The following is a 24,785-nucleotide window of genomic DNA, read 5'->3' as shown; positions in this document are numbered from 1 at the left end:
TTAAATACTAAATTATTCTAAGAATTGTTTTGAACAAAAAATTTGTAAGGTTATTTGACTTATTTCTAAAGCAAATGTTTTTTCAGAATCACAAGCAAAAGGCCACTCTCTTACCCAACAAATTTTTTTACCTAAATTTAAACCAATTACTTGAAAAGTCTTATTGCTATTTTTAATTCTTACACACGCACCTTTGTAAAGGTTTTCAGAACAAATTAAATTATTTTTTTCATTTTTATTATCTAATAGTTTTGAATGAATCATTAAGTTGCTAAATCCAAACGTTTGCTTTCTTCGGTTTAACAAGCTATGAAGAAATTTGCAAACTATTTTATTAAATGCAACTTAATTGACTTGCGATGGTTATCACTTCATTAAGAGAATTTATTTCATCTTTCGATTTCTCAAAATTTCCATTATTAACCTCATGAGTTATAACAACAATTTCAGCTTTATCCTCAGTTGCATCTAATTGAACAATTGATTCGATTGATACGTTATTATTTCCAAAAATATCTCCAATCTTTCCAATTACACCAGGGCTATCAAGACAAATAATTCTAAGGTAATTTTTTTTATTTATTTCAGAAGATCCTATAATATGACAGTTTCTCCAGAAATCAAAAGATAATAATGGATCGATTGAATTATTATTTTTTACCGAGGCGGCATGAAGATTTAATACATCTGATACCACTGATGCAGCAGTTGGCCCACTCCCTGCACCTGGACCATACAACATTATTTGTCCAAGAGGATCAGCCTCTACCAATAATGCATTGTTAACTCCCATAACTGTTGCTAATGGATGAGATTTTGGAATCAATGAAGGGCCTACCCAAATATTCAAAGCAAGTGAATCTTTACTATTAATTTGTTGCCTTTCGGAAAGCGCTAGAAGTTTTATTTCAAATCCTAATTTATTCGCATATTCTATATCTTTTAAATTAATGTTACTAATTCCCTCTGAATGTATTTTGTCTCTTTTAATTTTTCCTCCAAATGCTAGTTCACTAAGAATAGAAATCTTATCAGCAGCGTCATGTCCCTCAACATCTGCTGTAGGATCTAATTCTGCATAACCAAGACTTTGAGCCAGTTTTAGTGTTTCCTTATAATCTGCTTTTTCATTTGCCATCTTTGAAAGAATAAAATTTGTTGTACCGTTTATTATCCCAACCATTTTTTTTATGCTGTTACTTTTTAATGATCTTTTTAATGGTTCAATTATTGGAATCCCTCCGCAGACGGCTGCCTCTGACAATATATAAACTCCTTCTTTAGAAGCAGTTTCGTATATTTCTTCTCCATATCTTGCAATGACTGCTTTATTTGCAGTGACAACAGATTTACCTGATTTTAATGCTTGCAGAATAATATCTTTGGCCAAATCAACCCCTCCCATTACTTCAACAATTACATCTATTGATGAGTCATTAATTAATTCAAATGGATTATCAGTTAATAAATTATTATCTAGCTCAATATCCCTTTTTTTACTCATATCTTTAACCGCTATTTTTACAATTTCTATTTCTTTTAGAATTGGATGTGAATCAAATTCAGAAATTAATATTTTGTAAATCCCTGAACCTACTGTTCCAAAACCTACAATGCCAATTTTGCATTTTCTCATTTTTATTTCTTTTTACTTTGAGTTTAATTTTATATTATTAGCCCTACAAAAATTCATTTGCTTGAGACTGCATTTTCAATAGTATGTTTAAAAACCCATTTGATCGTGAAGGAGTTAAGCTTGCTTTCAAACCAGTATCTTCAATAAATTTCTTATCTATTTCAACAACTTCATTTGGTGTTAATTCATTTAATCCTCCAATTAGAAATGCCAACAAACCTTTTGTAATTAGAGCATCAGAATATCCTTCCCAAAATAGTTTACCGGCTTTAATAGTTGCCTTAACAAATACTTCTGAAACGCACCCCTTAACCTTATTCTCTTCAATAAGGATATTACTATCTGGCTCTTTCAATTTTTTGCCCAACCATAAAATATATTCATATTTTCTTTTTGGATCTTCTGATTTCTTCAACTTTTCTACTAATTTTGATAAATTATTATATTTTTCTTGATTTTCCATTTTTATTAACTTTTAATAAACCACTTTAGGCCTTCTATTATACAAACATTTCTTTTTCAGTGATAAAGCCAGATAGGGGAATATCCCACTCAGCCCTGGTTAATGGAATCGTACTTACACAATTAGAAGTTAATACTCCAATGCATGGAACATTCCTCCAATTTTCATCTCTCCTCAATTTATCAAAATACCCTCCCCCATAACCTAATCTTGTTAAATTTTTATCTATTGAAAGACATGGAACAAGTATCAGACTTATCTGCTTATGACTTAATGAAAATGAGTTTTTTGGACTTAGTATTCCCTCAGAGTCTTTTGTGAGGGGTTTTTCATCCCATGGAAAAAATGACAATTCTTTATTATTTTTACATCTCGGCAATGCTAAAGAAAAATTTTTTTTCTTAAGACTTCTGATATCTACTTCATTTTTTAGAGGCCAATAAATTGCTACGTAATTAATATTTTTATATTCCTTAACAAATGAATCAACATATCGTTTTACATTCTTTTCTACATTTTCCCTTTGATTAAAGGAAATTTCATCTCTAAGCTTTCTAAACGTATCCCTTTCCAATTTTTTTTTCTCAAAGATAGTCATATGTATTCTTCAGTTAAAGCCTTCTTCATTTAGTTTTGTGAGTGCTATAGCCAATGCATCTGCAGAATCATCAGGTTTTGGTGGTTTGTTAAGTTCTAATTCATACATAACAGCATCAAGAACTTCTCTCTTGGATGCTTTTCCAGACCCAGCAATGGTTAACTTTATCTGAGCAGGGGCATATTCACTAACATTAATTTTTTTAGATGCCAATACCATCATAATCACGCCTCTAGCCTGCACCACACTAATAGTAGTGCTTGATCTATAAAAGAAAAATTTTTCTACCGCCGCTATATTTGGATTCCAATGATTTATTAAATCATTAAGATCTTTGAATATCTCGTAAAGTCTATCTTCTTCTTTTTTATTTTTATCTGTCTCAATAACGCCACAATCTAATAATATCTTTTTTTCATTTTTGATTTCAATAATTCCGTATCCAACTCTAGCCAATCCAGGGTCAATCCCAATTATTCTCACTTTAATTAAGCTTCAACAGATAATTGAAATTTTGAAAGATTTTCTTTTATATCTAAATCAAATACTTTACAAAAAGCTTGAATAACTTTTTCGCCTGAATCTACTTGCTCTAGAGGATCTTTTCTTAGTCTATGTCTTAAAGAACAAGAAATAACCCTGGCGATGTCATCTTCTTGCACTTCAGTCCTGCCCTCAAAGGCTGCAATTGCTCTTGCGGATCTATTTGTAACAATATCTCCACGTAAACCATCAACATCTAACTCTCCGCAGATTGCCGAAATATTCAATCTAAGGTCATCGTCCATTTGAACAGATTTTAAAATTTCTTGAGCTTTAATAACCTTTTGTTGTAGTTCATCCTGTTGTTTCTCAACGCTCAAGGAAAACTCATCAGGATTATTATCAAAAGAGGTTCTTTGATCTACTACTTGAACTCTTAATTCAGCATCTCTAACTGTTTTGACCTCAACACTCATTCCGAACCTATCCAATAGCTGAGGTCTTAATTCACCTTCTTCAGGATTACCAGAACCAATAAGGACAAACCTCGCAGGATGTCTTACTGAGACTCCCTCCCTTTCAACTGTATTCCATCCAGAAGCAGCCGAATCTAAAAGTACATCAACTAAGTGATCATCAAGCAAATTAACTTCATCAACATATAGTAAACCTCTATTTGCCTTAGCCAATAAACCTGGCTCAAATGCCTTGACACCTTCACTCAAAGCCTTCTCAATATCGATGGTTCCGCAAAGCCTGTCTTCAGTAGCCCCTAGAGGCAAATCAACCATAGGTACCTGTTTTTGAATACTTTCTAGATTTTCTCCTTGAACAAATTTTTCTAATACTTCTTTACTCTGCAAATCAGGGTCAATAAGAGAACTATTATATGGATCATCTTTAACAACTTCTATTGCTGGCAACAAATCAGCTAAGGCTCTTATCGTAGTAGATTTCCCAGTTCCTCTATCCCCCATTATCATGACCCCGCCAATTCTTGGATCAATCACATTTAATAAGAGAGCTAATTTCATTTCCTCCTGACCAATTACAGCCGTAAAAGGAAAAACTCTTCTTTTCTTTGTTGTTGTCACAGTTTCAGTTTTCTTAAAATATTCAAATAATCAATAGATGTTACTTCAGAAAATGTTTTTAGTAAATATCTTTATCAGATTTAAACTTGGGAAAAATAAAATCATATTTAATTTGTAAGATCCTAGTTTTTTTTTGAATTGTTCAAAAACCAGTTTAGTTGATGGACAATTCCTCTTAAAACATTTATTTCGTGCATTGATGTGTTTGCCCTTAATATGTAGTTCTTAAATTTACTTATTTTTGCCCTGGAGGTATGTTTCAAAAGATATCCAACTCTCAAAAGAATTTCCTCTATCTCCACAAATGATTCATGTATTTGTTTTGATGAGGCAAGATTAAAAACTTTTAATTCTTTATTAAAGTTACTTTTTGAAGACTTATTCAACTCATACAAAGCTATGGAAACTGCGTGAGAAAGATTTAATGAAGGATTATTTTGGGAAGTAGGAATGTTAAAAGTCTTATTTGCTAGAAGTAATTCACTATTAGTTAAACCTCTGTCTTCTCTGCCAAATATAAGTGCTAAATTATTTATCTTTTTAAAAGATTTAGTCCAATTAAATATATCTTCAGAAGATTCAAAAGATGAATCTTTACCTACATCAATCCTTCCGCAAGATGCGATAACTAAATCACAGTCGAAAATTGCTTTTTCAAGATTGTCAAAAATTTTACAATGTTCAAGAAATTTTTGACCTTTAAGGGCCATTTTTTTTGCTTCAAAAGAGTATATATCGCATTTTGGAGAAACAATTCTTAATTCTTCAACTTCAAAGTTAGAGCATAATCTAGCGACGCTTCCTACATTTAAAGGCCCATTTGGTTCAACTAATATTATCTTTAAATTAAAAAAATTTTTCTCCAAAATTATTCAAGGCTATGAAGATATTTCAGTAAATTGGACATATTTACAGGGTCAATTTCAAAACTTGGCATAGGAGGAGTGAGGCCACCAGTAACTTGTTTGATTATCTCTTTATCATTCAAACGTTGAGTTACTGAGTGTAAGTCCGGACCCACTAATCCTCTTGCTGTAATTCCATGACATCCAACACAATTTATCTTGAAAAGAGCATCTCCTTCCTCTGCAGAGCCATTAAGCTTAAGAGTTTCGATAATAAATTTATTATTTGTATGGTGGTGGTTCATGAAAAATATTGAGAAACATATCAAAAATACCCCAAAAAAAATAAAAGAAATTTTCAAAAAGTCTCTTTTAAAGTCTATTTCTGCTGCAGATGATGAAGATGTTGACACAAAAAATATTCTCTATGTAACAATTGTGAATAAGAAATTCAAATAAGTCAAAAAAATGATCGAGCCTCTTCTATGTGGAATTGTTTTAGGTTTAGTTCCAATAACTCTTCTTGGATTATTCGTAAGTGCATGGAATCAATACAGAAGAGGTTCAGGAATGTTGGACATTGATTAAAAATGTTAATCTTGATTGTCCATATTCTCTCACATCTATAATTTCCCATAAAGTATTTTTTTTAATAAATAAGTTTGGAGAATGTTCACAAATAACTATTGAATCTTTTTTTAAAAAATTACAATTAAATATTTGATTTAAAACTAATTCATGGAAATCAACATCATATGGAGGGTCTAGATAAACAAAATCAAACTTTAATTGATTTAAATCCATAATTTTAGATGAAAGTTTTCTATCAAAATTTGGTTTTGTCCAGCTCAAAACGTCTTTACAAATAACTTCGATATCAGTTTTCCTATTCTCTATATCCTCCAACGATAATAGATTTTCTAAGCAAATTTTTGAATTGATTTTGTTTTTTTCAATTGCAATTATTTTTCTTGCCCCATGATTATATGCCTCACAAGATATGGCCCCTGTTCCACTAAATAAATCTAACCAGTTACTGTTTTCAACTCTATTGTTCAATATATTAAATATTGCCTCTCTCACTCTCAAAGTTGTAGGTCTGGTATAAATATTATTTGGACTTTGGAGTTTTTTACCACCTATTAATCTTAATTTTGTCTTCATTAATAATTATCAATTATTGAATATTACTAAGCCATCGTCTTAAAAGTTTTTCTCCAGTTTTACCAGATTTTTCTGGATGAAATTGACACGCTAATAAATTATCATTCTCAATCATCGCTGTTAATTTTTCAGAACCATAATTAACTTGGGCTGCAATAATGTTATGGTCATTTGGGATTGCATGATACGAATGTACAAAATAAACCCAATTGTTTAATTCTTCTAGCTCAAATAAAGTATTTGGTTTTGTAGGTAAGAGTTGGCACCAACCCATGTGGGGGATTCTTTGATTTACAATTTTAGGTATTTTTTGTATTTTCCCCTTTAAAATTCCTATTCCTTGAACTTTTCCTTCATCACTAGATTCAAAAAGTAGTTGAAGACCTAAACAAATGCCTAGAAAAGACTTCCCGCTTTTAATCCAGGTTTTCAAATCAGTTATCAAATCCGTATTTATAAGATTAATCATCGCGGGATCAAATGATCCGACTCCAGGAAGTATTATCGCCTTACAAGTCTTTGATTCATTAAAGTTTTTGATTAATATTATTTCTTCTCCAAGACTTTCTAAAGATTTTATTACAGAATGGATGTTACCCATTCCATAGTCTATAAGTCCAATTTTGTGCAAGGTTTTTATATTATAGATGCTTAGTTAAAGTGCTAGAGAGAGTTGCTTTTGGTACCGCTCCAACTACTGTATCAACCTTTTGACCTCCTTTAAAGATCATTAATGTTGGAATACTTCTAATTCCATATTGACTTGCAACATTTGGGTTTTCGTCAGTATTTAATTTAAAAACTTTAATTTTCCCTTCAAAGTCTTTTGAGATTTCTTCTACAACTGGTGCAACCATCCTACAAGGACCACACCACGGTGCCCAGAAATCAACCAATACTGGCAGATCACTTTGTAGTACGTCTTTATCAAATGAAGAATCAGTTACGGCTGGGGCTGATGACATAATTTAAGTATTCCTTTAGAGAATTTAGCAGGCAATTCTTTTGAATGATGATTTCATTACAGATAAAATAATATAAGTAACAAAATATCTAAAAAAGCCCGAATAATCGGGCGATTTAGTGTGTGAGGAGTATGGGGTTTCCCCCATTATTTAATAATAACTCTTAATACGAAATTTGTTCAATTTAATGCTTAATTCACTAGGGTTTAATAATTTTCTCTAAAAGTTATTTACCCATCCCAAGTTGCTGAGCTTTTTGATAAACCTTACCCTCTGTCAGAAGAGATGGTGCAATAACTATTTCAACCTCTTGCATTTCTCTAATATTTTTAGCCCCAAGAGTACTCATTGATGTTCTAATAGCACCTAATAAATTATGAGTACCATCATCAAGCAAAGCAGGCCCTTTTATTATTCTTTCTAAGGATCCTGTAGACCCAACTTCAATTCTTGTACCCCTAGGCAATATGGGGCTTGGAGTAGCCATACCCCAATGAAATCCTTTACCTGGAGCATTTGAGGACTTAGCTATTGGCGAGCCAATCATTACAGCATCTGCACCACATGCTAAACATTTACAGATATCTCCACCTGTTACAATTCCTCCATCGCCAATAATAGGAATATAACGTCCGCTTTCTTTAAAGTAATCATCTCTTGCCAAACTACAATCAGCAATTGCAGTTGCTTGAGGGATTCCAATTCCTAATACTCCTCTAGAGGTACATGCTGCTCCAGGACCTATACCAACCATTAATCCTGCGACTCCAGCATTCATTAAAAGTTTGGCAACTTCGTAAGTTACACAATTGCCTGCTACTACTGGGACTTTCATGGATTGACAAAGATCTTTAATATTTAAAGTTTCTTTACCTTCCATGCCAAGATGCTCAGTTGAAACAACGGTCCCTTGGAGGAAAAATAAATCTATATTGGAATTACTTAGTGTTTTTTGAAATTTTATTGCAGCTTGAGGAGTACCACTTAACGCAGCAATACCTCCTCTTTCTTTGACCTCATTTATTCTCTTTAATATTAATTTCTCCTTAACAGGTTCACTGTATATCTTTTGCATTAATGGAACAAACTCATTTTTCCCAACTGATGCTATTTTATTTAATATTTCTTCAGGATTTTCATATCTTGTTTGTATCCCCTCCATATTAATAACCCCGAGGGCACCTAATTTGGTGAGCTCTACAGCCGTATTAACATCAACGACACTATCCATAGCGCTGGCTATAATTGGAACTTCTCTCTTTAAATCACCTATCATCCAAGAAGGATCAGTTAAATCGTAATCAAGTGTCCTTTTGCCAGGGACTAACGCTATTTCGTCAATGCCATAAGCCCTTCTGACCTTTTTGTTTAATCCAAGTTCAATATTCACGGAATTTATCATTTATTCAGATTAAATTAACAACTAAAGGGGTAATAAGCCAAGGTTTATTCAAAAACAAAAGGTTTTTTTTAAATTTGTGTGTGAATGTGAGTATTTGGGAATTAAATATAACTTTATTTTTATTCATTATGACAATCAGCCATTATTATTAAAGAAAGGTTTTTTGTATGTCTGATATTGTAGATTCTGGCAATTCTGGATTAAGCGAAGATAACGATCGAATTATTCAGACCGACTTAAGAAACGAGATGTCTCGTTCTTATCTCGAATATGCAATGAGCGTAATAGTTGGCCGTGCGCTTCCAGATGCAAGGGATGGTTTAAAGCCTGTTCATAGAAGAATTCTTTATGCGATGTATGAACTCGGTTTAACTAGTAGTAGACCTTACAGAAAATGTGCAAGGGTTGTTGGAGAAGTACTTGGTAAATACCACCCTCATGGTGACACTGCTGTCTACGATGCTTTGGTAAGGATGGCTCAAGATTTTTCTATGAGAATGCCACTTATAGATGGTCATGGAAACTTTGGATCTGTAGATAACGACCCCCCTGCAGCAATGAGATATACAGAATCTCGTCTACAGTCTCTTACAGATGAAAGTTTATTGGAGGATATTGAATCTGAAACTGTAGATTTCGCTGATAACTTTGACGGTTCTCAACAAGAGCCAACAGTTTTACCTGCAAGAATCCCTCAACTACTTCTAAATGGATCATCTGGAATAGCTGTAGGAATGGCAACTAATATCCCTCCACATAACTTAGGAGAATTAATCAATGGTCTTAAATCCATTATTAAAGACCCATCAATTGAAGATAGAGAACTTTTTGAAATTATTAAAGGTCCTGATTTTCCCACTGGTGGTCAAATCTTAGGAAGAGATGGTATTAGAGAAACTTTTAAAACAGGAAAAGGTTCAATAACTATGAGAGGGGTGGCAAATATTGAACAAATCAAATCAACTGGTAGAGCAGAAAAAGATGCAGTAATAATTACGGAACTCCCATTTCAAACTAACAAAGCGGGCTTGATAGAGAGAATTGCGGATATGGTTAATGAAAAAAAATTAGAAGGTATCTCTGATATTAGAGATGAAAGTGATAGAGATGGAATGCGGATTGTTATCGAGTTAAAAAGAGATGCCTATCCACAAGTAGTTTTAAATAATTTATTTAAGTTAACTCCGCTACAAAATAACTTCAGTGCGAACATTCTAGCCTTAGTTAAAGGAGAGCCCACAACTCTCTCACTCAGAAAAATGTTAGATGTATTTTTAGATTTCAGAGTAGAGACAATAAGACGGCGAACAGGATTTTTATTAAAAAAGGCAGAAGAAAGAGATCATATTGTAAAGGGTCTTTTATTAGCCTTAGATGCTATGGACGAAATTATCGATCTAATTAGATCTGCGAAAGATTCAATTTCAGCTAGAGAAAAATTACAAACCGATCACGAATTATCTTCCATACAGGCAGACGCAATTTTACAAATGCAGCTAAGAAGATTAACAGCTCTTGAAGCTGATAAAATCAAAGCAGAACATGAAGAATTAACCCAAAAAATCAACCAATATCAGCAAATTTTAAATAGTAAAGAAAGAATCTTTGAAATTATTCTTGAAGAACTTAATAAAATAGATGAAAGATTTTCTTCCCCTAGAAAAACAGAAATATTAGATTTAGGTGGCGGATTAGATGATATTGATCTCATAGCTAATGATAGATCAGTAGTTCTATTGACTGAAGCAGGTTATTTAAAAAGGATGCCTGTTAATGAATTTGAATCAACTAGTCGTGGATCAAGGGGTAAAGCTGGCACAAAGTCCCAAGAAGATGATGACGTGAAATTATTTATAAGCTGTAACGATCATGACACTCTACTGCTTTTCAGTGATAGAGGAGTAGCTTATGCTCTTCCCGCATATAGAGTTCCCATGAGTAGCAGAACAGCGAAAGGCACTCCATCAGTACAACTTCTTCCTATCCCAAGAGAGGAAAAAATAACTTCATTAGTTGCTGTGGATTCTTTTGATAACGATTGCTATTTATTAATGCTAACCAAGGCTGGATTTATAAAAAGAACTGCACTTTCTGCTTTCTCGAAAATCCGCTCAAATGGACTAATAGCAATTAATCTTGAGAATGGTGATGCCCTTACATGGGTTAGGTTATCAAAAGAGGGTGATAGTGTGTTAATTGGATCGCGAACAGGGATGGCAATACATTTCAGATTAGATCTAAACGAATTAAGGCCGCTTGGCAGGACAGCAAGGGGCGTTAAATCAATGAACTTAAGAGAAGGAGACAAACTAGTGTCCATGGATGTCTTAACTTCTGATTTGGTTGATCAATTGACTAAGATTGAGGATCAAACTAAAGAAACTGATGAAAATCTTGAAGTCAGCTCCACAGATGGTCCTTGGGTATTAATAGCAAGTGCATTTGGACTAGGTAAGAGGGTACCCGTAACACAATTTAGATTACAAAAGAGAGCAGGGATGGGCTTAAGAGCAATAAAATTCAGAATAAAAAATGATGTACTGGTTTGCCTAAAGGTACTCGGAGAAGGAGAAGAATTACTATTAGTGACAGAAAAAGGTGTAATAGTTAGAACAAATGCAGATAAAATTTCCCAGCAATCTAGAGCAGCTACTGGAGTAAAATTACAAAGATTGGATGAAGGTGATCATTTATCAGAAGTGGTATTAGTTCCTCGTGAACAAATAGAGGTACTGGACCAAATAACTCCAGAGAAGAAAAATTAAAAAACAGATGGTTATTTAAATAATATGGAAATACTTGATATTCTAATTTTAGGTTCCGGTCCTGCAGCATTATGTTTAGCTTCTGAATTAGCCAAGCAGGATTTAAATATAAAGGGAATATCAACTAAATCTCCAAGTGAAAAATGGGAAAATACTTACGGTATTTGGGCTTCTGAACTAGAGGAATTAGGTTTAGATTCTCTTTTATCTCACCGTTGGTGTAAAACTGTTAGTTTTTTTGGAAACGGGGAAAATAAAAAGGGTAATGTTCCAACAAAACACAATTACGATTATGGTTTAATAAATCAAGAAGCCTTTCAAAGTGAACTTTTAAAAAAATGCAAAGGGATTGAATGGTTAAATGAAACGGCAAAAGATATTACAGAGAAGAACAATCTATCTGAAGTAATTTGTTCTTCAGGTTTAAAAATAATGGCTAGGTTAGTTATTGATGCAAGTGGGCATAAGAGTAATTTTGTAAAAAGACCAGTTCAAAACGAAATAGCACAGCAAGCTGCCTATGGAATTGTTGGGAAATTCTCTTCACCGCCTGTTAATGAGGAACAGTTTGTTTTAATGGATTTTCGTCCGAATCATTTAAAAAAGGAAGAAAAATTATCCTCTCCATCTTTTCTTTATGCAATGGATTTAGGAGATGAAACTTTTTTTGTTGAAGAAACTTCATTAGCTAGTTATCCAGCATTATCGCAAGAAAATCTAAAAAAAAGACTTCTAAATAGACTTAATAGTAAGGGTATTAAGGTAATTGAAATTTTTCACGAAGAGAATTGCCTTTTCCCAATGAATTTACCTCTACCGTTTAAAAAGCAATTTGTACTAGGTTTTGGAGGCTCAGCAAGTATGGTTCATCCTGCATCAGGATACATGATTGGATCTTTGTTAAGAAGAGCTCCACTCCTTGCAGAAAAATTAGCATTCTTCCTAAAAGAACCTCATCTAAGCTCTCTAGAACTTGCAACAAAAGGTTGGAGCGTTCTTTGGCCTTATGAATTAACACAAAGGCACAAGCTTTACCAATATGGCCTCCGAAGATTAATGAGTTTTGATGAAAGTAGACTAAGAAGCTTTTTCTCTAATTTCTTTAAATTGTCTACCAAAGAGTGGGTAGGCTTTCTAACTAATACGCTTCCTCTCCCAAAGCTAATTTACGTAATGAGTAAGATGTTTATAAATTCGCCTCTAAAAGTAAAACTTGGAATGCTTAAATTAAATTAGTATTTTATTTTCGCCAATCATCAACATTAATATCTAGGAAAATTTTATCTTCTTCCTCTATATCCTCAAGAAATTTCAAATTAATTTCAGAATAATTTTTAATCATTGCAATTAATTTCCAGAATCTGGATAAGTGTCTTTCTATCCTCTCTTTTGCAAGTTCAGTGGTAGTACCAGCTCTTAGGATAAAACTCCAATCAGAGGACTCAGAAAGTAGTAATTCTCTAGCTGCTTGATTTAAAAGCCTAGTAGATAATTCATTATTAAAATTATTCGAGCATAAATCAACAAAAGTTGAGCCTGCTTTCGTTATTTCTGGGACGATCCATGCATTTGCGTCGTTAATCCAGTAATTGTGATAACCACCTTGTCCCCAACTTGATGGGGATGGATCGCAAATTTGAATATTTGGTTTTTGAATTAAAAATTCTTTTAAATTTGTAAGCTTAATTGAATATCTATCAGATTTTTTTAAAATATTTTCAATAAAAAAAGGTCCCTCGTACCACCAATGACCAAATAATTCTGCATCAAATGGAGCGACTAATAGAGGCTTAAAGGTTGAGGATAAAGTTAATTTTTCTAGTTGTTTGGACCTCTCAATAAGATAGCAATCGGCATGTTCCTCAGCCTTTATTATGGCCTCATTTTCTAGGTAAAACGCCTTTTCTCCTAAAGGTACGTTTTCACCAGTAATCTTATGAAATTTTAATCCCAAAGGTCTTATTGTTGAAATACCTTTCTTTTGTAGCTTTGAGGCAGGCAATTCCCACCCCAAATCCTTATGAAATTCTCTATAAACTCTATCTCCTGGGAATCCATCCTTCGCAGACCAAACTGGCAAAGTTGACTCACTATCTCTCCCGAAGAATGCAACTCCTCTTTTTGAGCAGATTGGGGCGTATACGCCATACCTAGGTCTTGGCGTTGCATTTAGGATGCCATGGCCGTCTAAAATTGCATATCTAATTCCAGACTTAAAAAGTATTTCATCTAAATTTTCATAATAAGCACATTCGGGTAACCAAATACCTAAAGGCTTAGTTCCAAAAATTTTTTCATGGCTCCTTATGGCTGTATTAATTTGTCCTTTGACTGTTTCAGGATTTTCTCTAAGAATTGGTAAATATCCGTGTGTAGCAGCACAAGTAAGAATATCCAAATTTCCAGATTTATTAAAAACTCTAAACTTCTCAATTAAATTTCCAGAACATTCTTGCCAATAAAGTTCTTTCTCATTAAAATTTTTCATTAAAAATGCAGAGGCACTTTTTTCTTTTTTTGGTAACTCACTTAAAAAATCTTTCCTTGTTTTAATCCATCTTGGAAAAGTTTCTTTGATTTGTTTATTATCTAGAAGTGATAATAATGTTGGAGACAAACTAATAGTAAGTTTTGTATTTAAAGGATTTTCTTTTTTAGAAGATTCTATTACTTGAAGAAGTGGTATATAACATTCTAAAATTGCCTGAAATAACCAATCTTCTTCTAATGAGTTTTTTTCATTTTTTCGGACATAAGGAAGATGAGCATGTAAAACTATCGCTAACTGGCCTAAAACATTATTTTTTGGGGATTGGCCATTCATATTTTTTATAATTTATGTCTGAAATTTTGCAAAAATCAAAATTAATCTTTTAAGAAAGGAAGTTTTTTATCTTAAAACAATACTTTAATAAATGAAATATTTTATTTTTTTTCAAAAATTTTAACCAATATTATTAAGCAATAAACTCATAGCTCAATTTTATAAAATAAAATCTAGTCAATTTTTTTGAATTGGCTTAATATAAAACTAAATAGTTTCTTTTAATGTCTAAAGATCCAGGAAGAATTTTGATCTTTGATACAACTCTTCGAGATGGAGAGCAATCTCCTGGTGCGAGTTTAAATCTTGAAGAAAAGCTTGCTATCGCGCATCAATTAGCAAGATTAGGAGTAGATGTTATTGAAGCTGGATTCCCTTTCGCAAGTCCCGGAGATTTTAAAGCTGTTAATAAAATTGCCAATGCTGTAGGGAAGGAAAATGGTCCCATAATATGCGGTTTAGCTAGAGCATCCAAAGGTGATATAAAAGCATGTTACGAAGCAGTAAGTCCAGCTCCCAAGAAAAGAATTCATACTTTTATTGCCACAAGCGATATTCACCTTAAACATAAACTAAAAAAATCCAGAAAAGATGTTCTTCACATAGTTCCAGAGATGGTTAATTATGCAAAAACATTGGTAGATGATATTGAGTTTTCATGTGAAGATGCCTCAAGGAGTGATCCAGATTTTTTATACGAAGTGATTCAATTAGCAATTTCTGCAGGCGCGTCAACAATAAATATCCCTGATACTGTTGGATTTACAACCCCTAGTGAATTTGGTAAATTAATCTCCGATATAAATAAAAATGTACCAAATATTGATGAGGCAGTAATATCTGTTCATGGTCATAATGATTTAGGTTTAGCAGTTGCAAATTTTTTAGAGGCAGTAAAAAATGGAGCAAGACAATTAGAATGTACGATAAATGGGATCGGGGAAAGAGCCGGAAATGCCTCTCTAGAAGAATTAGTTATGGCTCTACATGTAAGGAAAAGTTTTTTTAACAGTTTTTTCAAAAGAGATCCAAATTCACCGACTCCTCTTACAGCCATAAGAACAGAAGAGATAACAAAAACTTCACGGCTGGTTTCCAACCTTACTGGAATGACTGTTCAACCCAATAAAGCAATTGTGGGAGCTAACGCTTTTGCCCATGAATCTGGCATTCATCAAGACGGAGTCTTAAAAAATAGACTAACTTACGAAATTATTGATGCAAAAACTGTTGGTTTGAATGACAACAGAATATCTTTGGGAAAACTTAGTGGAAGAAGTGCTGTAAGAGCGAGATTAGAAGAGATGGGATATGACTTGAGCAGAGAAGACTTAAATGATGCTTTTGCTCGTTTTAAGGATTTAGCTGATAGGAAAAGAGAAATTACTGATAGAGATTTAGAAGCTATCGTTAGTGAACAAGTACAGCTTCCAGAAGCTAAATTCCAAATAACTCTTATACAAGTAAGTTGCGGAAACGCATCTAAACCTACAGCTACAATTACACTTCTAAACACGGAAGATAATACTGAAGATACTGCTGTATCAATAGGGACAGGACCTGTTGATGCTGTATGCGAGGCTTTAAATAAATTAGCTAAAGTGCCTAATGAATTAATTGAATTTTCTGTAAAGTCGGTAACCGAAGGTATTGATGCTTTGGGCGAAGTAACAATAAGAATCAGGAGGGATAACAAGATATATTCAGGTCATTCTGCAGACACCGATGTTGTAGTTGCGGCTGGGAATGCTTATGTTAATGCTTTAAATAGACTTGTATTTTCTGAGAAAAAAAATTCAATTCACCCGCAATTTGATAATTTAGAAAATTCTGAAAAAACATTTATATCTAATCCTGCAAATTAAATTATTTCTTAGGATTATTAAGTAGCATTAAAAATAGTCTCTTAATACTGTAGATTATCTTAAAAGTTTAACCGGCAAATAATGAGAGAAAGGTTACTAGGATATTGGTCACTTTCGTGGGTTGGTTTAATAAGTAATATAGTTGCACTTCCAATAATCGCATTAATAATTAGTTATGGACCTCCATTAAAAGTTGCGAATATAACTCTTGCCATAAGCCTTGGTTGGCCTGCTGCGATCGTTGGAATAGTTTCTTCAGCAGCTCTTTTAGCAGAGAGAAAATGGGGAGTAACTTTAACTCTAGTATCTCTATCAATGGTAATATCTGGCATGGGTCCTTATTCAGTGGTGAGACTCATAACTCAAAAAGATATTTTTGGAATAGGAGGGTTTACTCTCTTAATGACCTTATTAAGTACTTTAGCTCTCATATATTGGTGTAACCCAAAACATCGAAGAAGTATTAGGCTATAAATAGAAAATCAAGAAAAAGTATTATTTTTGGTTGTTGGATACTGAATTCTTCTATGTCTAATTCTTTTCCATACATTAAGGAATGCCCTTTTTACTAAAAAAATTTCTCCCTTCGATAAATTACTATTATCTAATTGGCCATCTTTTTGACGTGAGTGAATAATTTTAGATATAGTGTCCAAAGCTTCTTTATCAGATGCATTAATATTCATAGCTCTTAGCGCTGCTTCACATCCATCAGCGAGCATTAAAATAGCTGTTTCTTTTGACTGAGGAACTGGGCCATTGTATCTAAAATCATTTTCATTAATCTTGATATTTTTTTCTTTAGCCTTATGAAAAAAATAGCCCATTTTTAGAGTTCCTTGATGTTCTGGGATAAAATTTGCTATTGGTTTAGGCAGTCTATTTTTTCTTGCATACTTTAATCCTTCATCAACATGTGCCTGTAATACCTCTGCACTTTTAATAGGATCATCTATTTCGTCATGGGGATTTACAGAACCATCCTGATTTTCGATGAACCAATTAGGTGCATGTAATTTACCAACATCATGATATAAAGCTCCAGTTTTAATAAGATCAATATCACCACCAATCATTCTTGTTGCTTCCTCTGCTAAACCACATATAAGTAAAGTATGTTCAAAAGTGCCAGGAGCTTCAAGAGACAATCTTCTAATTAGAGGTTTCTCCTTATCAGCCAATTCTAGTAATCTTGCTTTAGTTAATAATCCAAATATTGATTCAAAAATAGGAATAACTAAAATAGTAAAAAGCATTACTACTGCCAATAGCAAGGAATCAGAAAATATATCCCCGATAGCTAAAACAAAATCTTGATTATTAATAAGAGATATTTTATCTTTACCTATCAATATCCATTGACTCAAAAATGATCCTATGGGGACAAAAATTGATAGCTGTAATAACTGAGCCCTACTTCTTATTCTTCCTCCAAGTAGAGATACTACTGAAGCGCAAACTAATAAAATAAAAAATAAATTGTTATTTGTAGCAACTGCCGGTTCTGGCCAACTAAGGCTTGCTATTGATACCCAAGCCAAAGCAGTTATGCTTCCCATGCCTTGAGATATTATTAGTGCTGGCGGGATTATCATAGATAATGGACTTATAGTTGAAGTTAAGGCTAATTTCGTAACTTGTACTGCTAAAAGAAGAGTGATGATCAAGATTATTTGTCTCGAAGAAATTGTGGGATTCTCTTTTTTTGAAACTAATATCAGAATTCCAGAACTAACAAGTATTTCAGTAAAGTTCAAAAGCCAAGAAAAAATATCTGTGATATTTAAAGGCGATATAAGAAGTAGTTTATAAGAAGAAATTATTGAAATTAGAATGCATAATAAAAAAATTATGAGATTATCTATTCTTGAAATCTTTATTGGTCGTTTTAATGGAACTTGACTTCTAGACCAAAGATAAAACAATTTTTTTAAAGTAGTTGTGATGTTTTGCACAGAATATAAATAAATCTATTTGAATAATTTAAAATTATAGGCATGCTAGATGTAAAAAGGAGATGTTTTTCTAAATGTCATTAAAATTAGATGGTAAAAAATTATCTCTTGAAATTGAAGAAAGATTAAATAATTATATCTCTAGTAATAAAAAAATTGCAAAAAGGCCTCCCTGTTTAGCTGTAATAAGAATAGGAGAAGACCCTGCAAGTGGCGTTTACGTTAATAATAAGGAGAAAGCATGTTCAAGGATAGGAATAAAGAGCTTTATCTTTCATCTAAAAGATAGTGTGGAGCAAAAAGAAATTGAGCAATTAATTATCAAACTTAATTCTGATAATGAAATTGATGGAATGTTACTGCAACTTCCCATCCCAAAGAAGTTTGATGAGCAAAAACTGATCAGTATTATTAATCCAAGCAAAGATGTAGATGGATTAAATGAGATAAACATCGGCAAATTAGTGAAAAATGAGCCTGCGATGAGATCATGTACACCCGCAGGAATTATTCATTTATTAAGATCCCAAAATATTTCAATTGAAGGTAAGAAAATTGTTGTTATTGGAAGAAGTTTGCTTGTTGGGAAACCTCTTTCGCTTATGTTGTTGAATCTAAATGGCACAGTGACAATGACTCATTCAAAAACATTAAATTTGAATAAAGTCTGTAGAGAAGCCGATATACTAATTGCTGCTGCTGGAAAACCCAATCTTGTAAACTCGAGTTTTGTGAAAGAAGGAGCAGTAATTATTGATGTAGGAATACATAGATTAAAAAGTTCCGATAAAAATCAAACCAGATTATGTGGCGATGTATTATTAGAAGATGTCATTTCTAAAGTACTTGCTTACACACCTGTACCAGGAGGTGTTGGACCAATGACAGTAACAATGTTACTTGTAAATACTATTTTTAGCTGGCAAAAACAATTTGGTTTATCATCAACTCTTAATGACCTTTTGCTATAAGCTCCAAGATGAAAAAAATTTTTACTAAAGGAATAAAATGACTGAAGTTATAAATAATATTTCTGATTTTGAAAAATATCTTAAAAACACAAAAAAGGTTGTAGAAGAAGCACTTGATTTTTCCTTAGGTCCTGAGAATCCAGAAATATTGAGAGAGTCAATGAGATATTCCCTTTTAGCTGGAGGGAAAAGAATACGTCCAATTTTATGTTTAGCATCTTGCTCACTGGCTGGAGGAGAACCCTCTCTTGCTGTTCCTACTGCAGTAGCGATAGAAATGATCCATACAATGTCCTTGATTCATGATGATCTGCCTGCCATGGATAATGATGACTTGAGGAGAGGTAGGCCTACAAATCATAAAGTATATGGAGATGCGATAGCTATTCTTGCAGGAGATGCTTTATTGACCAGGGCCTTTGAAATGGTTTCTTTAAGAAGCCCTGGAGTCGATCCAACTAGATTATTAAATGTAATTGGCGAATTATCCCTAGTTGCAGGTGCCCCAGGCCTAGTTGGAGGACAAGTTGTTGATTTAGAGTGCGAAGGCAAAGAAGTCGACCTTGAAACTCTCGAATATATTCATCTTCATAAGACAGGGGCTTTATTAAAGGCTTGCGTAAGAACAGGCGCAATGATCGCAGGAGCCAACGAAAAACTATTACAAGCTCTAACAACATATGCAGAGGGAATTGGTTTAGCCTTCCAAATAATTGATGATATTCTCGATTTAACATCCAGCAGCGAAAAGCTTGGTAAAACTGCCGGCAAAGATCTTTTAGCTGACAAAACTACTTACCCTAAATTACTTGGGATGGAGGAGTCAAAGAAAAGAGCATTTGATTTGGTTAAAAAAGCAAAAAAAGCAATAGAACCTTGGGGTCCAGATGCAAAATATCTGTTATCTCTAGCCGACTTTATTACAAATAGAGACAGATAAATAGTTTAATTTATGTCTGAGTTTTTTGACTTTTTTAACAATTCAGTTCTTTTCTGGAGTTTATTATCCTGTTTACTTGCTCAATTTTTTAAAATCATATTCAATTTTTTATCAAATGGAGAGATAAGATTTGGGATTATGTTTGAGACTGGTGGTATGCCTTCAAGTCATTCCGCATTAATAACTGGTGCTACATCTGGTATAGGTTATGAATTAGGATTTGATAGTTCAATATTTGCATTATCAGTTGCTGTAGCACTAATAGTTATGTATGACGCTAGTGGTGTTCGAAAATCAGCTGGGATTCAAGCTGCAGAAATTAATAAACTATCAAAAAAACTAGACCCTAAGTCTGAATTACTTTTAAAAGAAACCTTGGGCCATACAAAAATTGAAGTCATAGTAGGAAGTTTTTTAGGACCATTAATTACTTTACCTGGCATGTTTTTTTTAGGTTCACCTCTAAAAATATTTGATTTGATAATAAATTAAGAACCCTTTTTAAAACTAATTTGGGTTGCATCTATAAAGTTTTTTGCGACTTTTGGAGAACTTGGCAGATGTAAGTGAATCCAACTTGCATGCAATCTTTGATCAAAAAAACCTTCATTTTTATATTCAGTTTCCCAAGATTTAATTTTCCATGGGGAAGAAAGTTTCTTCTGATGCTCAGCTTTTCTTAAATCAAGTTCAGATAAATTATTTTCAATTTCCCAATAATGAAATTCATGTCCTCTAATTAATTGATTTTGTCTAATGATCGGAGTGTCTTTTAGACCTTCAATGTATCTATAACCTACTGTAAGCTTACTTTTTTTTGATCTAAAAGGAAGGATACTACTCATTTTATGATTATTACCACTTTCATCTTTTATAAAGTCTCCTAAAATCATCATCCCTCCGCACTCAGCATATATAAATCCATTTTCGCGGAATTTCCTTAACGAATTTAAGCTTTTTTTAGAATTACTTATATGCTCAGCATATTTTTCAGGGAATCCCCCAGGAATAATTAAAGAAGAAGCCTCGTAAGGTATTTCTTCATCATCATAAATACTCCATGAAATCAATGGGATACCTAAGTCACTCAAAAACTCTTTAGTTTCAGGGTATTGAAAATGAAAGATTTTATCTTCTGCAATTGCAATAGGTTTACTTTTTTCAATTTTAAAATCTTCAAAACTGGCAGAATTAAAAATTTTCTTTTGAGGAGATTTCAGGAATTTAATAAGAGAAAATAAATCAAGATTTCTTTCGGCGTAATTTGCAAAATATTCAACATCAATTTGTTTCCCATTATCCAATGGAGAAATCAAACCTAAATTAGATTTGTTTAAAGTTATTTTTGGATCAGACGGTAAAAAACCAAGAATTTCGATATCTTCATTTTTAAAAACTTCTTCAATTAATTTTTTATGTCTATCTGAATTAACGTTATTAAATATAATCCCTGATATTGACAATTCACTATCAAAATCTTTAAACCCTCGAACAGTTGCTAAAAGAGAAGCTACTTGACCTCTAGCATTAACAATAAAAATTACTGGAGCATTAAGAAGTTTAGATATGTTTGCTGTGCTTGAATAGGTTGTTGCTCCTAACCCATCAAATAGACCCATTGCCCCTTCAATTAATGAGAATTCATATTTCAAAGAATGTTTAAAAAAACTTTCTTGAACCCATTCCTCACCATTTAAAAAAATATCTAAATTCCTACAAATAGGTTGGCCAATGGAGCTAAGTTGTTGTTGATCAAGATAATCTGGGCCAACCTTGAAAGTTTGTACCTTCATACCTTTTGAGAACGCCCAACAAGATATCAAAAGGGATAAAGTAGTTTTCCCACTATCAGTTGAAGGAGAAGATATTACACAAGGCATTTATTAGTTTTTAAAACCATTAAATATTTGAAGTGCTATTTTAATAGAATTTTCAAAAAGAGGGCTTGTATTACCTCTACTACTACCCAATAATTTACTAACGTCATGCTCTGATGAAGAAAAAGAATTTGGAACAACTTGCTCTATTAATTCCATATTAGCCATTCCCCCTGCTTCGAGTCTCATACATTCCACTGATTCACAGCCAAGTATTACACAAGTGTTATTTTTTTGAACCTCACTAACTCTTGAAATCAACCTCAATCCAATAACTTGTCCTGAATGAATACTTGGATTCCCCAAAGATAAGGGATTAATTGACGCAGAAATTATTTCGCCATTAATTCTTTCAAACTCTATTTTTGTTGATTCTGTATCCCTTTCAACTCTTAGAAAAGACCAATCAAGTTTATCGCTAATCCATGAGATCAAAAACAAAGCTTGAATCATATGATCCCCTGCGATATCAATATCAACATCAGTAATATGATCTAAGATTGGTCTCCTCGAAGGCGGATCAAAAATCATTGCCAATGATTCCCTCCAATTTTTCAACCTAACCCAATTCAAATCATTAATTGCTTTGTCTGAATTATTTAATTGATCTAAAACTTTTAAACATCTGTATGGCGATCCAAGAGCAGTATCAATTATTAACCTTAGACCATAATTAGTAAAATATTCGAAGATTTCTGGTGATTCATCCAAGCTTCCATTCCACCACAACCATGAAGGTAATTCATCAATAGATAATTCATCAATTATTTTTAATCCTTTATTGGATATTGAGGCTGAGTCTCCCCTAATAACGACTAAATCCCCACAGATAGGTTGCATAGCTGGCTTATCACTTAATGGACAGTAAGCAGATACAAAAGTTTTGATGTCTGAATTTTTATTTAACGTTGGCGCTAGAGTTATTAATCTTCTTGGATTCAATGTACTTATTGATGATTCAAAAAATTGTCCTCTAAAGTCTTCAAAGTCTTTATTAGATAAATTTTCCTTCAATAAATTCAATAATTCTTCACTATTAAGGGATGTAGTGATTGGGAGTCCCTGATCTAATATGAAATTTTTAGCAACTTCAATTATCTCAGGACTTAAATTTCCAGTAATTGGTCCATTTACTAATCCTTTTTGAACCAAACATTGTTCTAGCCAAGCAGGCTGCCAGACCATTAGTGTAAAAGTATTAGCTCCAGTATTATCTTTATCTTCCGAAACCCACAATTTATTAAGGTAATTGGAAATCTCCTGATAAGGCAGCTCTAGCGGGGTTTGGAGTGTAAGTTGAGGTTTCATTTTTAAGGTCTACGCCAGAAAATATTATCTTTTGAGAGTAATTGATCAGACTCCGGAGGTCCCCACGTCATAGATTCATAATTATAAATAGGCAACTTCCAAGGAGAATTATCCATCAATTCTATTAATGGCGTATAAAGTTTCCAGGCTGCCTCTACTTCATCGCTTCGAGTAAATAAGGTTGGGTCAGAAAGCATTGCATCCGCTAATAATCTTACATAGCCTTCATCTGATGGTTCTCCAAATGATTCATCATAAGAAAATTCCATTTCAACAGGTCTTGATTTCATTCCAGAGCCAGGAGATTTTACCTCAAACTTGAAAGTCGCCCCCTCATTTGGCTGAATTCTAAGGATAAGTTGATTTGGGGCAGGATTTATTATTGTTGATTCAAATAAATGAACAGGAACGTCTTTAAAAGTCAAGACTATTTCTCCAAGTCTTTTAGGTAGTCTTTTCCCTGTTCTCAAATAAAATGGAACACCTTGCCAACGCCAGTTATCAACGAAAACTTTCGTCGCGATATAAGTTTCTGTTGTGCTATTGGAATTAACACCATCTTCCTGCATATATCCTTTGAGTCGATTTGAAATATTCCCTCCCTCTCCATATTGACCTCTAATGCAACAATTCCACGGTTCATTTTCGTCAGCAAGTTTTGAAGCTTGAAGAACCTTAGCTTTTTCATTTCTTATTGCTTCTGGCTCAAACTTCCCAGGAGGTTCCATAGCAGTAACAGCAAGCATTTGGGTCATATGATTTTGAAGCATATCCCTTAAAGCACCTGAGCTTTCGTAATAACCTGCTCTATCTTCAACACCCACTGTTTCAGATGAAGTAATTTGAACACTTGAAATATAATTTCTGTTCCAGATTGGTTCAAAAATAGTGTTAGCAAACCTCAAAACAAGAATATTTTGAACTGTCTCTTTACCTAAATAATGATCAATCCTATAAATCTGACTTTCTTCAGCACAACTTTGAACGATCTTATTCAATTTTTTTGCACTTGAATAATCTCTTCCAAAAGGTTTTTCAATCACTAAACGACTTTTCTTAGGGTCATCTAAAAGGCCAGCTTCTTTAAGAGCTTTACATCCACTTGCATAGAAATTCGGAGATACTGACAAATAAAATGTTCTATTACTATGAGTAGCTTGTTTTTTATCAATTTCATTTAATCTTTTAGAAAGCCTTACGACATGATCACTTTGTTGTAAGTCAACAGGTTCGTAGAAAAGATAATTAGAAAATTGTTCCCACTCCCTTTCTTTACCAGATATTTGATTGGATAGCTTTACTTTCATCTTTTCCCTAAACTCATAATCAGTCCAAGGTCTTCTAGCACAACCAACTATTGCAAATTCACTAGGAATTCTTCTTTGTAAATAGAGTTCAAATAAGGCTGGTATTAATTTTCTATGAGTAAGATCTCCACTAGCGCCAAATATTACTAAGCATTGTGGAGATATGACTCTTTCCTGCCGTAAACCTAATCTTAGAGGATTACTTAAAGTTGAAGGCATATTTTTCGTATTCTTTTTTTAAAATCCTCTTTTTTTCTAATATTAGCTACATATTGTGTCTAAACCAAAAAGTATTTAATACATGCAACTTAAATCTAAATATT

26 protein-coding genes are annotated in these 24,785 nt (G+C 33.1%); 9 read left to right on the top strand and 17 right to left on the bottom strand.

The genetic code is table 11. The features are described 5' to 3' along the window. Positions 1–12 precede the first annotated feature (12 nt). The 8 genes from JJ844_09305 to JJ844_09270 all read right to left on the bottom strand — a co-directional run bounded on the left by JJ844_09305 (position 13) and on the right by JJ844_09270 (position 5,448). On the bottom strand, positions 13–264 hold the full coding sequence (locus JJ844_09305; GenBank protein MBO6975874.1) for a hypothetical protein: 252 nt from the start codon (positions 262–264) through the stop codon (positions 13–15). A 70-nt stretch (positions 265–334) separates the two neighbouring features. Continuing rightward, positions 335–1,636: a homoserine dehydrogenase gene (locus JJ844_09300; GenBank protein MBO6975873.1), complete on the bottom strand. Its 1,302-nt coding sequence runs from the start codon at positions 1,634–1,636 to the stop codon at positions 335–337. Positions 1,637–1,679: 43 nt separating this feature from the next. Beyond that, complete coding sequence (locus tag JJ844_09295) at positions 1,680–2,099, bottom strand: SufE family protein (GenBank protein MBO6975872.1); 420 nt, start codon at positions 2,097–2,099, stop codon at positions 1,680–1,682. Between the two features lie 37 nt (positions 2,100–2,136). Next, on the bottom strand, positions 2,137–2,697 hold the full coding sequence (locus JJ844_09290) for a 5-formyltetrahydrofolate cyclo-ligase (protein MBO6975871.1): 561 nt from the start codon (positions 2,695–2,697) through the stop codon (positions 2,137–2,139). 9 nt (positions 2,698–2,706) lie between these two features. Further along, a complete protein-coding gene (gene ruvC, locus JJ844_09285; protein MBO6975870.1) occupies positions 2,707–3,180 on the bottom strand; it encodes a crossover junction endodeoxyribonuclease RuvC in 474 nt (157 codons plus the stop codon). 5 nt (positions 3,181–3,185) lie between these two features. Then, positions 3,186–4,274 carry a magnesium chelatase ATPase subunit I gene (gene bchI, locus JJ844_09280; protein ID MBO6975869.1) on the bottom strand — a complete coding sequence of 363 codons (1,089 nt, stop codon included), beginning with the start codon at positions 4,272–4,274 and terminating at the stop codon, positions 3,186–3,188. A gap of 122 nt (positions 4,275–4,396) precedes the next feature. After that, the gene (locus tag JJ844_09275) at positions 4,397–5,146 is read right to left on the bottom strand and encodes a TrmJ/YjtD family RNA methyltransferase (GenBank protein MBO6975868.1); all 750 of its coding nucleotides are present in this window, start codon (positions 5,144–5,146) and stop codon (positions 4,397–4,399) included. Further along, positions 5,143–5,448 carry a cytochrome c gene (locus tag JJ844_09270; protein MBO6975867.1) on the bottom strand — a complete coding sequence of 102 codons (306 nt, stop codon included), beginning with the start codon at positions 5,446–5,448 and terminating at the stop codon, positions 5,143–5,145. Before JJ844_09270 ends, JJ844_09275 begins: the two co-directional genes overlap by 4 nt. Here JJ844_09270 and JJ844_09265 point away from each other — a divergent pair. Continuing rightward, the gene (locus JJ844_09265; protein ID MBO6975866.1) at positions 5,423–5,578 is read left to right on the top strand and encodes a hypothetical protein; all 156 of its coding nucleotides are present in this window, start codon (positions 5,423–5,425) and stop codon (positions 5,576–5,578) included. The two genes, JJ844_09270 and JJ844_09265, sit on opposite strands and share 26 nt — an antisense overlap. 9 nt (positions 5,579–5,587) lie before the next feature. Then, the gene (gene petG, locus JJ844_09260) at positions 5,588–5,707 is read left to right on the top strand and encodes a cytochrome b6-f complex subunit PetG (GenBank protein MBO6975865.1); all 120 of its coding nucleotides are present in this window, start codon (positions 5,588–5,590) and stop codon (positions 5,705–5,707) included. On the opposite strand, the gene rsmD is transcribed toward petG, so the two are convergent. The 4 genes from rsmD to JJ844_09240 all read right to left on the bottom strand — a co-directional run bounded on the left by rsmD (position 5,684) and on the right by JJ844_09240 (position 8,638). After that, a complete protein-coding gene (gene rsmD, locus JJ844_09255; GenBank protein ID MBO6975864.1) occupies positions 5,684–6,283 on the bottom strand; it encodes a 16S rRNA (guanine(966)-N(2))-methyltransferase RsmD in 600 nt (199 codons plus the stop codon). The genes petG and rsmD overlap by 24 nt on opposite strands. A gap of 13 nt (positions 6,284–6,296) precedes the next feature. Then, a complete protein-coding gene (gene hisH, locus JJ844_09250; GenBank protein ID MBO6975863.1) occupies positions 6,297–6,914 on the bottom strand; it encodes an imidazole glycerol phosphate synthase subunit HisH in 618 nt (205 codons plus the stop codon). Positions 6,915–6,924: 10 nt separating this feature from the next. After that, the gene (gene trxA / locus JJ844_09245; GenBank protein ID MBO6975862.1) at positions 6,925–7,248 is read right to left on the bottom strand and encodes a thioredoxin; all 324 of its coding nucleotides are present in this window, start codon (positions 7,246–7,248) and stop codon (positions 6,925–6,927) included. A 226-nt stretch (positions 7,249–7,474) separates the two neighbouring features. Continuing rightward, positions 7,475–8,638 (bottom strand): GuaB3 family IMP dehydrogenase-related protein, encoded by a 1,164-nt coding sequence (locus tag JJ844_09240; GenBank protein MBO6975861.1) that lies wholly within the window; start codon positions 8,636–8,638, stop codon positions 7,475–7,477. 179 nt (positions 8,639–8,817) lie between these two features. Here JJ844_09240 and gyrA point away from each other — a divergent pair, with 179 nt between their 5' ends. Both gyrA and JJ844_09230 read left to right on the top strand, forming a co-directional pair. Beyond that, a complete protein-coding gene (gene gyrA / locus JJ844_09235; GenBank protein ID MBO6975860.1) occupies positions 8,818–11,415 on the top strand; it encodes a DNA gyrase subunit A in 2,598 nt (865 codons plus the stop codon). A gap of 24 nt (positions 11,416–11,439) precedes the next feature. Further along, entirely contained in the window at positions 11,440–12,651 is a 1,212-nt protein-coding gene (locus tag JJ844_09230) for a lycopene cyclase family protein (GenBank protein MBO6975859.1), read from the top strand. Positions 12,652–12,655: 4 nt separating this feature from the next. Here JJ844_09230 and JJ844_09225 read toward each other — a convergent pair whose 3' ends face one another. Next, positions 12,656–14,239, bottom strand: a complete 1,584-nt coding sequence (locus JJ844_09225; protein MBO6975858.1) for a DUF1957 domain-containing protein — start codon at positions 14,237–14,239, stop codon at positions 12,656–12,658. 224 nt (positions 14,240–14,463) lie between these two features. On the opposite strand from JJ844_09225, the gene JJ844_09220 reads away from it, so the two are divergent. Together JJ844_09220 and JJ844_09215 are read left to right on the top strand one after the other, a co-directional pair. Next, positions 14,464–16,104 (top strand): 2-isopropylmalate synthase, encoded by a 1,641-nt coding sequence (locus JJ844_09220; GenBank protein MBO6975857.1) that lies wholly within the window; start codon positions 14,464–14,466, stop codon positions 16,102–16,104. 81 nt (positions 16,105–16,185) lie between these two features. Beyond that, a complete protein-coding gene (locus tag JJ844_09215) occupies positions 16,186–16,578 on the top strand; it encodes a hypothetical protein (GenBank protein MBO6975856.1) in 393 nt (130 codons plus the stop codon). 8 nt (positions 16,579–16,586) lie between these two features. Here JJ844_09215 and JJ844_09210 read toward each other — a convergent pair whose 3' ends face one another. Beyond that, the gene (locus tag JJ844_09210) at positions 16,587–18,059 is read right to left on the bottom strand and encodes an HDIG domain-containing protein (GenBank protein MBO6975855.1); all 1,473 of its coding nucleotides are present in this window, start codon (positions 18,057–18,059) and stop codon (positions 16,587–16,589) included. Positions 18,060–18,133: 74 nt separating this feature from the next. On the opposite strand from JJ844_09210, the gene folD reads away from it, so the two are divergent. The 3 genes from folD to JJ844_09195 are packed head-to-tail and all read left to right on the top strand — an operon-like array spanning position 18,134 to position 20,462. After that, entirely contained in the window at positions 18,134–19,030 is an 897-nt protein-coding gene (folD, locus tag JJ844_09205) for a bifunctional methylenetetrahydrofolate dehydrogenase/methenyltetrahydrofolate cyclohydrolase FolD (protein MBO6975854.1), read from the top strand. A gap of 37 nt (positions 19,031–19,067) precedes the next feature. Beyond that, positions 19,068–19,970, top strand: a complete 903-nt coding sequence (locus JJ844_09200) for a polyprenyl synthetase family protein (protein MBO6975853.1) — start codon at positions 19,068–19,070, stop codon at positions 19,968–19,970. Positions 19,971–19,982: 12 nt separating this feature from the next. After that, positions 19,983–20,462 (top strand): divergent PAP2 family protein, encoded by a 480-nt coding sequence (locus JJ844_09195; GenBank protein ID MBO6975852.1) that lies wholly within the window; start codon positions 19,983–19,985, stop codon positions 20,460–20,462. On the opposite strand, the gene JJ844_09190 is transcribed toward JJ844_09195, so the two are convergent. The 3 genes from JJ844_09190 to JJ844_09180 are packed head-to-tail and all read right to left on the bottom strand — an operon-like array spanning position 20,459 to position 24,681. Continuing rightward, a complete protein-coding gene (locus JJ844_09190) occupies positions 20,459–21,850 on the bottom strand; it encodes a cobyrinate a,c-diamide synthase (GenBank protein MBO6975851.1) in 1,392 nt (463 codons plus the stop codon). The genes JJ844_09195 and JJ844_09190 overlap by 4 nt on opposite strands. A 3-nt stretch (positions 21,851–21,853) precedes the next feature. Further along, positions 21,854–23,155, bottom strand: a complete 1,302-nt coding sequence (locus tag JJ844_09185) for a glucose-6-phosphate dehydrogenase assembly protein OpcA (protein ID MBO6975850.1) — start codon at positions 23,153–23,155, stop codon at positions 21,854–21,856. 2 nt (positions 23,156–23,157) lie between these two features. Beyond that, positions 23,158–24,681: a glucose-6-phosphate dehydrogenase gene (locus JJ844_09180; protein ID MBO6975849.1), complete on the bottom strand. Its 1,524-nt coding sequence runs from the start codon at positions 24,679–24,681 to the stop codon at positions 23,158–23,160. Positions 24,682–24,785 lie beyond the last annotated feature (104 nt).

This window comes from Prochlorococcus marinus CUG1435 (genome assembly GCA_017644375.1).
Taxonomy (GTDB): Bacteria; Cyanobacteriota; Cyanobacteriia; order PCC-6307; family Cyanobiaceae; genus Prochlorococcus_A; species Prochlorococcus_A marinus_AH.
The sequence above is the reverse complement of the archived record's forward strand: the minus strand, read 5'-3'. Positions and strand labels throughout refer to the sequence as shown.

Bases quoted from the DNA above. Each gene is read 5' to 3' on its own strand.
- petG (MBO6975865.1), top strand. From the start codon at position 5,588: ATGATCGAGCCTCTTCTATGTGGAATTGTTTTAGGTTTAGTTCCAATA.
- JJ844_09295 (MBO6975872.1), bottom strand. From the start codon at position 2,099: ATGGAAAATCAAGAAAAATATAATAATTTATCAAAATTAGTAGAAAAG.
- JJ844_09230 (MBO6975859.1), top strand. From the start codon at position 11,440: ATGGAAATACTTGATATTCTAATTTTAGGTTCCGGTCCTGCAGCATTA.
- folD (MBO6975854.1), top strand. From the start codon at position 18,134: ATGTCATTAAAATTAGATGGTAAAAAATTATCTCTTGAAATTGAAGAA.
- rsmD (MBO6975864.1), bottom strand. From the start codon at position 6,283: ATGAAGACAAAATTAAGATTAATAGGTGGTAAAAAACTCCAAAGTCCA.
- JJ844_09195 (MBO6975852.1), top strand. From the start codon at position 19,983: ATGTCTGAGTTTTTTGACTTTTTTAACAATTCAGTTCTTTTCTGGAGT.
- JJ844_09220 (MBO6975857.1), top strand. From the start codon at position 14,464: ATGTCTAAAGATCCAGGAAGAATTTTGATCTTTGATACAACTCTTCGA.
- JJ844_09200 (MBO6975853.1), top strand. From the start codon at position 19,068: ATGACTGAAGTTATAAATAATATTTCTGATTTTGAAAAATATCTTAAA.
- JJ844_09265 (MBO6975866.1), top strand. From the start codon at position 5,423: ATGAAAAATATTGAGAAACATATCAAAAATACCCCAAAAAAAATAAAA.
- JJ844_09290 (MBO6975871.1), bottom strand. From the start codon at position 2,697: ATGACTATCTTTGAGAAAAAAAAATTGGAAAGGGATACGTTTAGAAAG.
- JJ844_09225 (MBO6975858.1), bottom strand. From the start codon at position 14,239: ATGAATGGCCAATCCCCAAAAAATAATGTTTTAGGCCAGTTAGCGATA.
- JJ844_09215 (MBO6975856.1), top strand. From the start codon at position 16,186: ATGAGAGAAAGGTTACTAGGATATTGGTCACTTTCGTGGGTTGGTTTA.
- gyrA (MBO6975860.1), top strand. From the start codon at position 8,818: ATGTCTGATATTGTAGATTCTGGCAATTCTGGATTAAGCGAAGATAAC.
- JJ844_09300 (MBO6975873.1), bottom strand. From the start codon at position 1,636: ATGAGAAAATGCAAAATTGGCATTGTAGGTTTTGGAACAGTAGGTTCA.
- JJ844_09180 (MBO6975849.1), bottom strand. From the start codon at position 24,681: ATGCCTTCAACTTTAAGTAATCCTCTAAGATTAGGTTTACGGCAGGAA.
- JJ844_09190 (MBO6975851.1), bottom strand. From the start codon at position 21,850: ATGCCTTGTGTAATATCTTCTCCTTCAACTGATAGTGGGAAAACTACT.
- JJ844_09185 (MBO6975850.1), bottom strand. From the start codon at position 23,155: ATGAAACCTCAACTTACACTCCAAACCCCGCTAGAGCTGCCTTATCAG.
- JJ844_09305 (MBO6975874.1), bottom strand. From the start codon at position 264: ATGATTCATTCAAAACTATTAGATAATAAAAATGAAAAAAATAATTTA.
- trxA (MBO6975862.1), bottom strand. From the start codon at position 7,248: ATGTCATCAGCCCCAGCCGTAACTGATTCTTCATTTGATAAAGACGTA.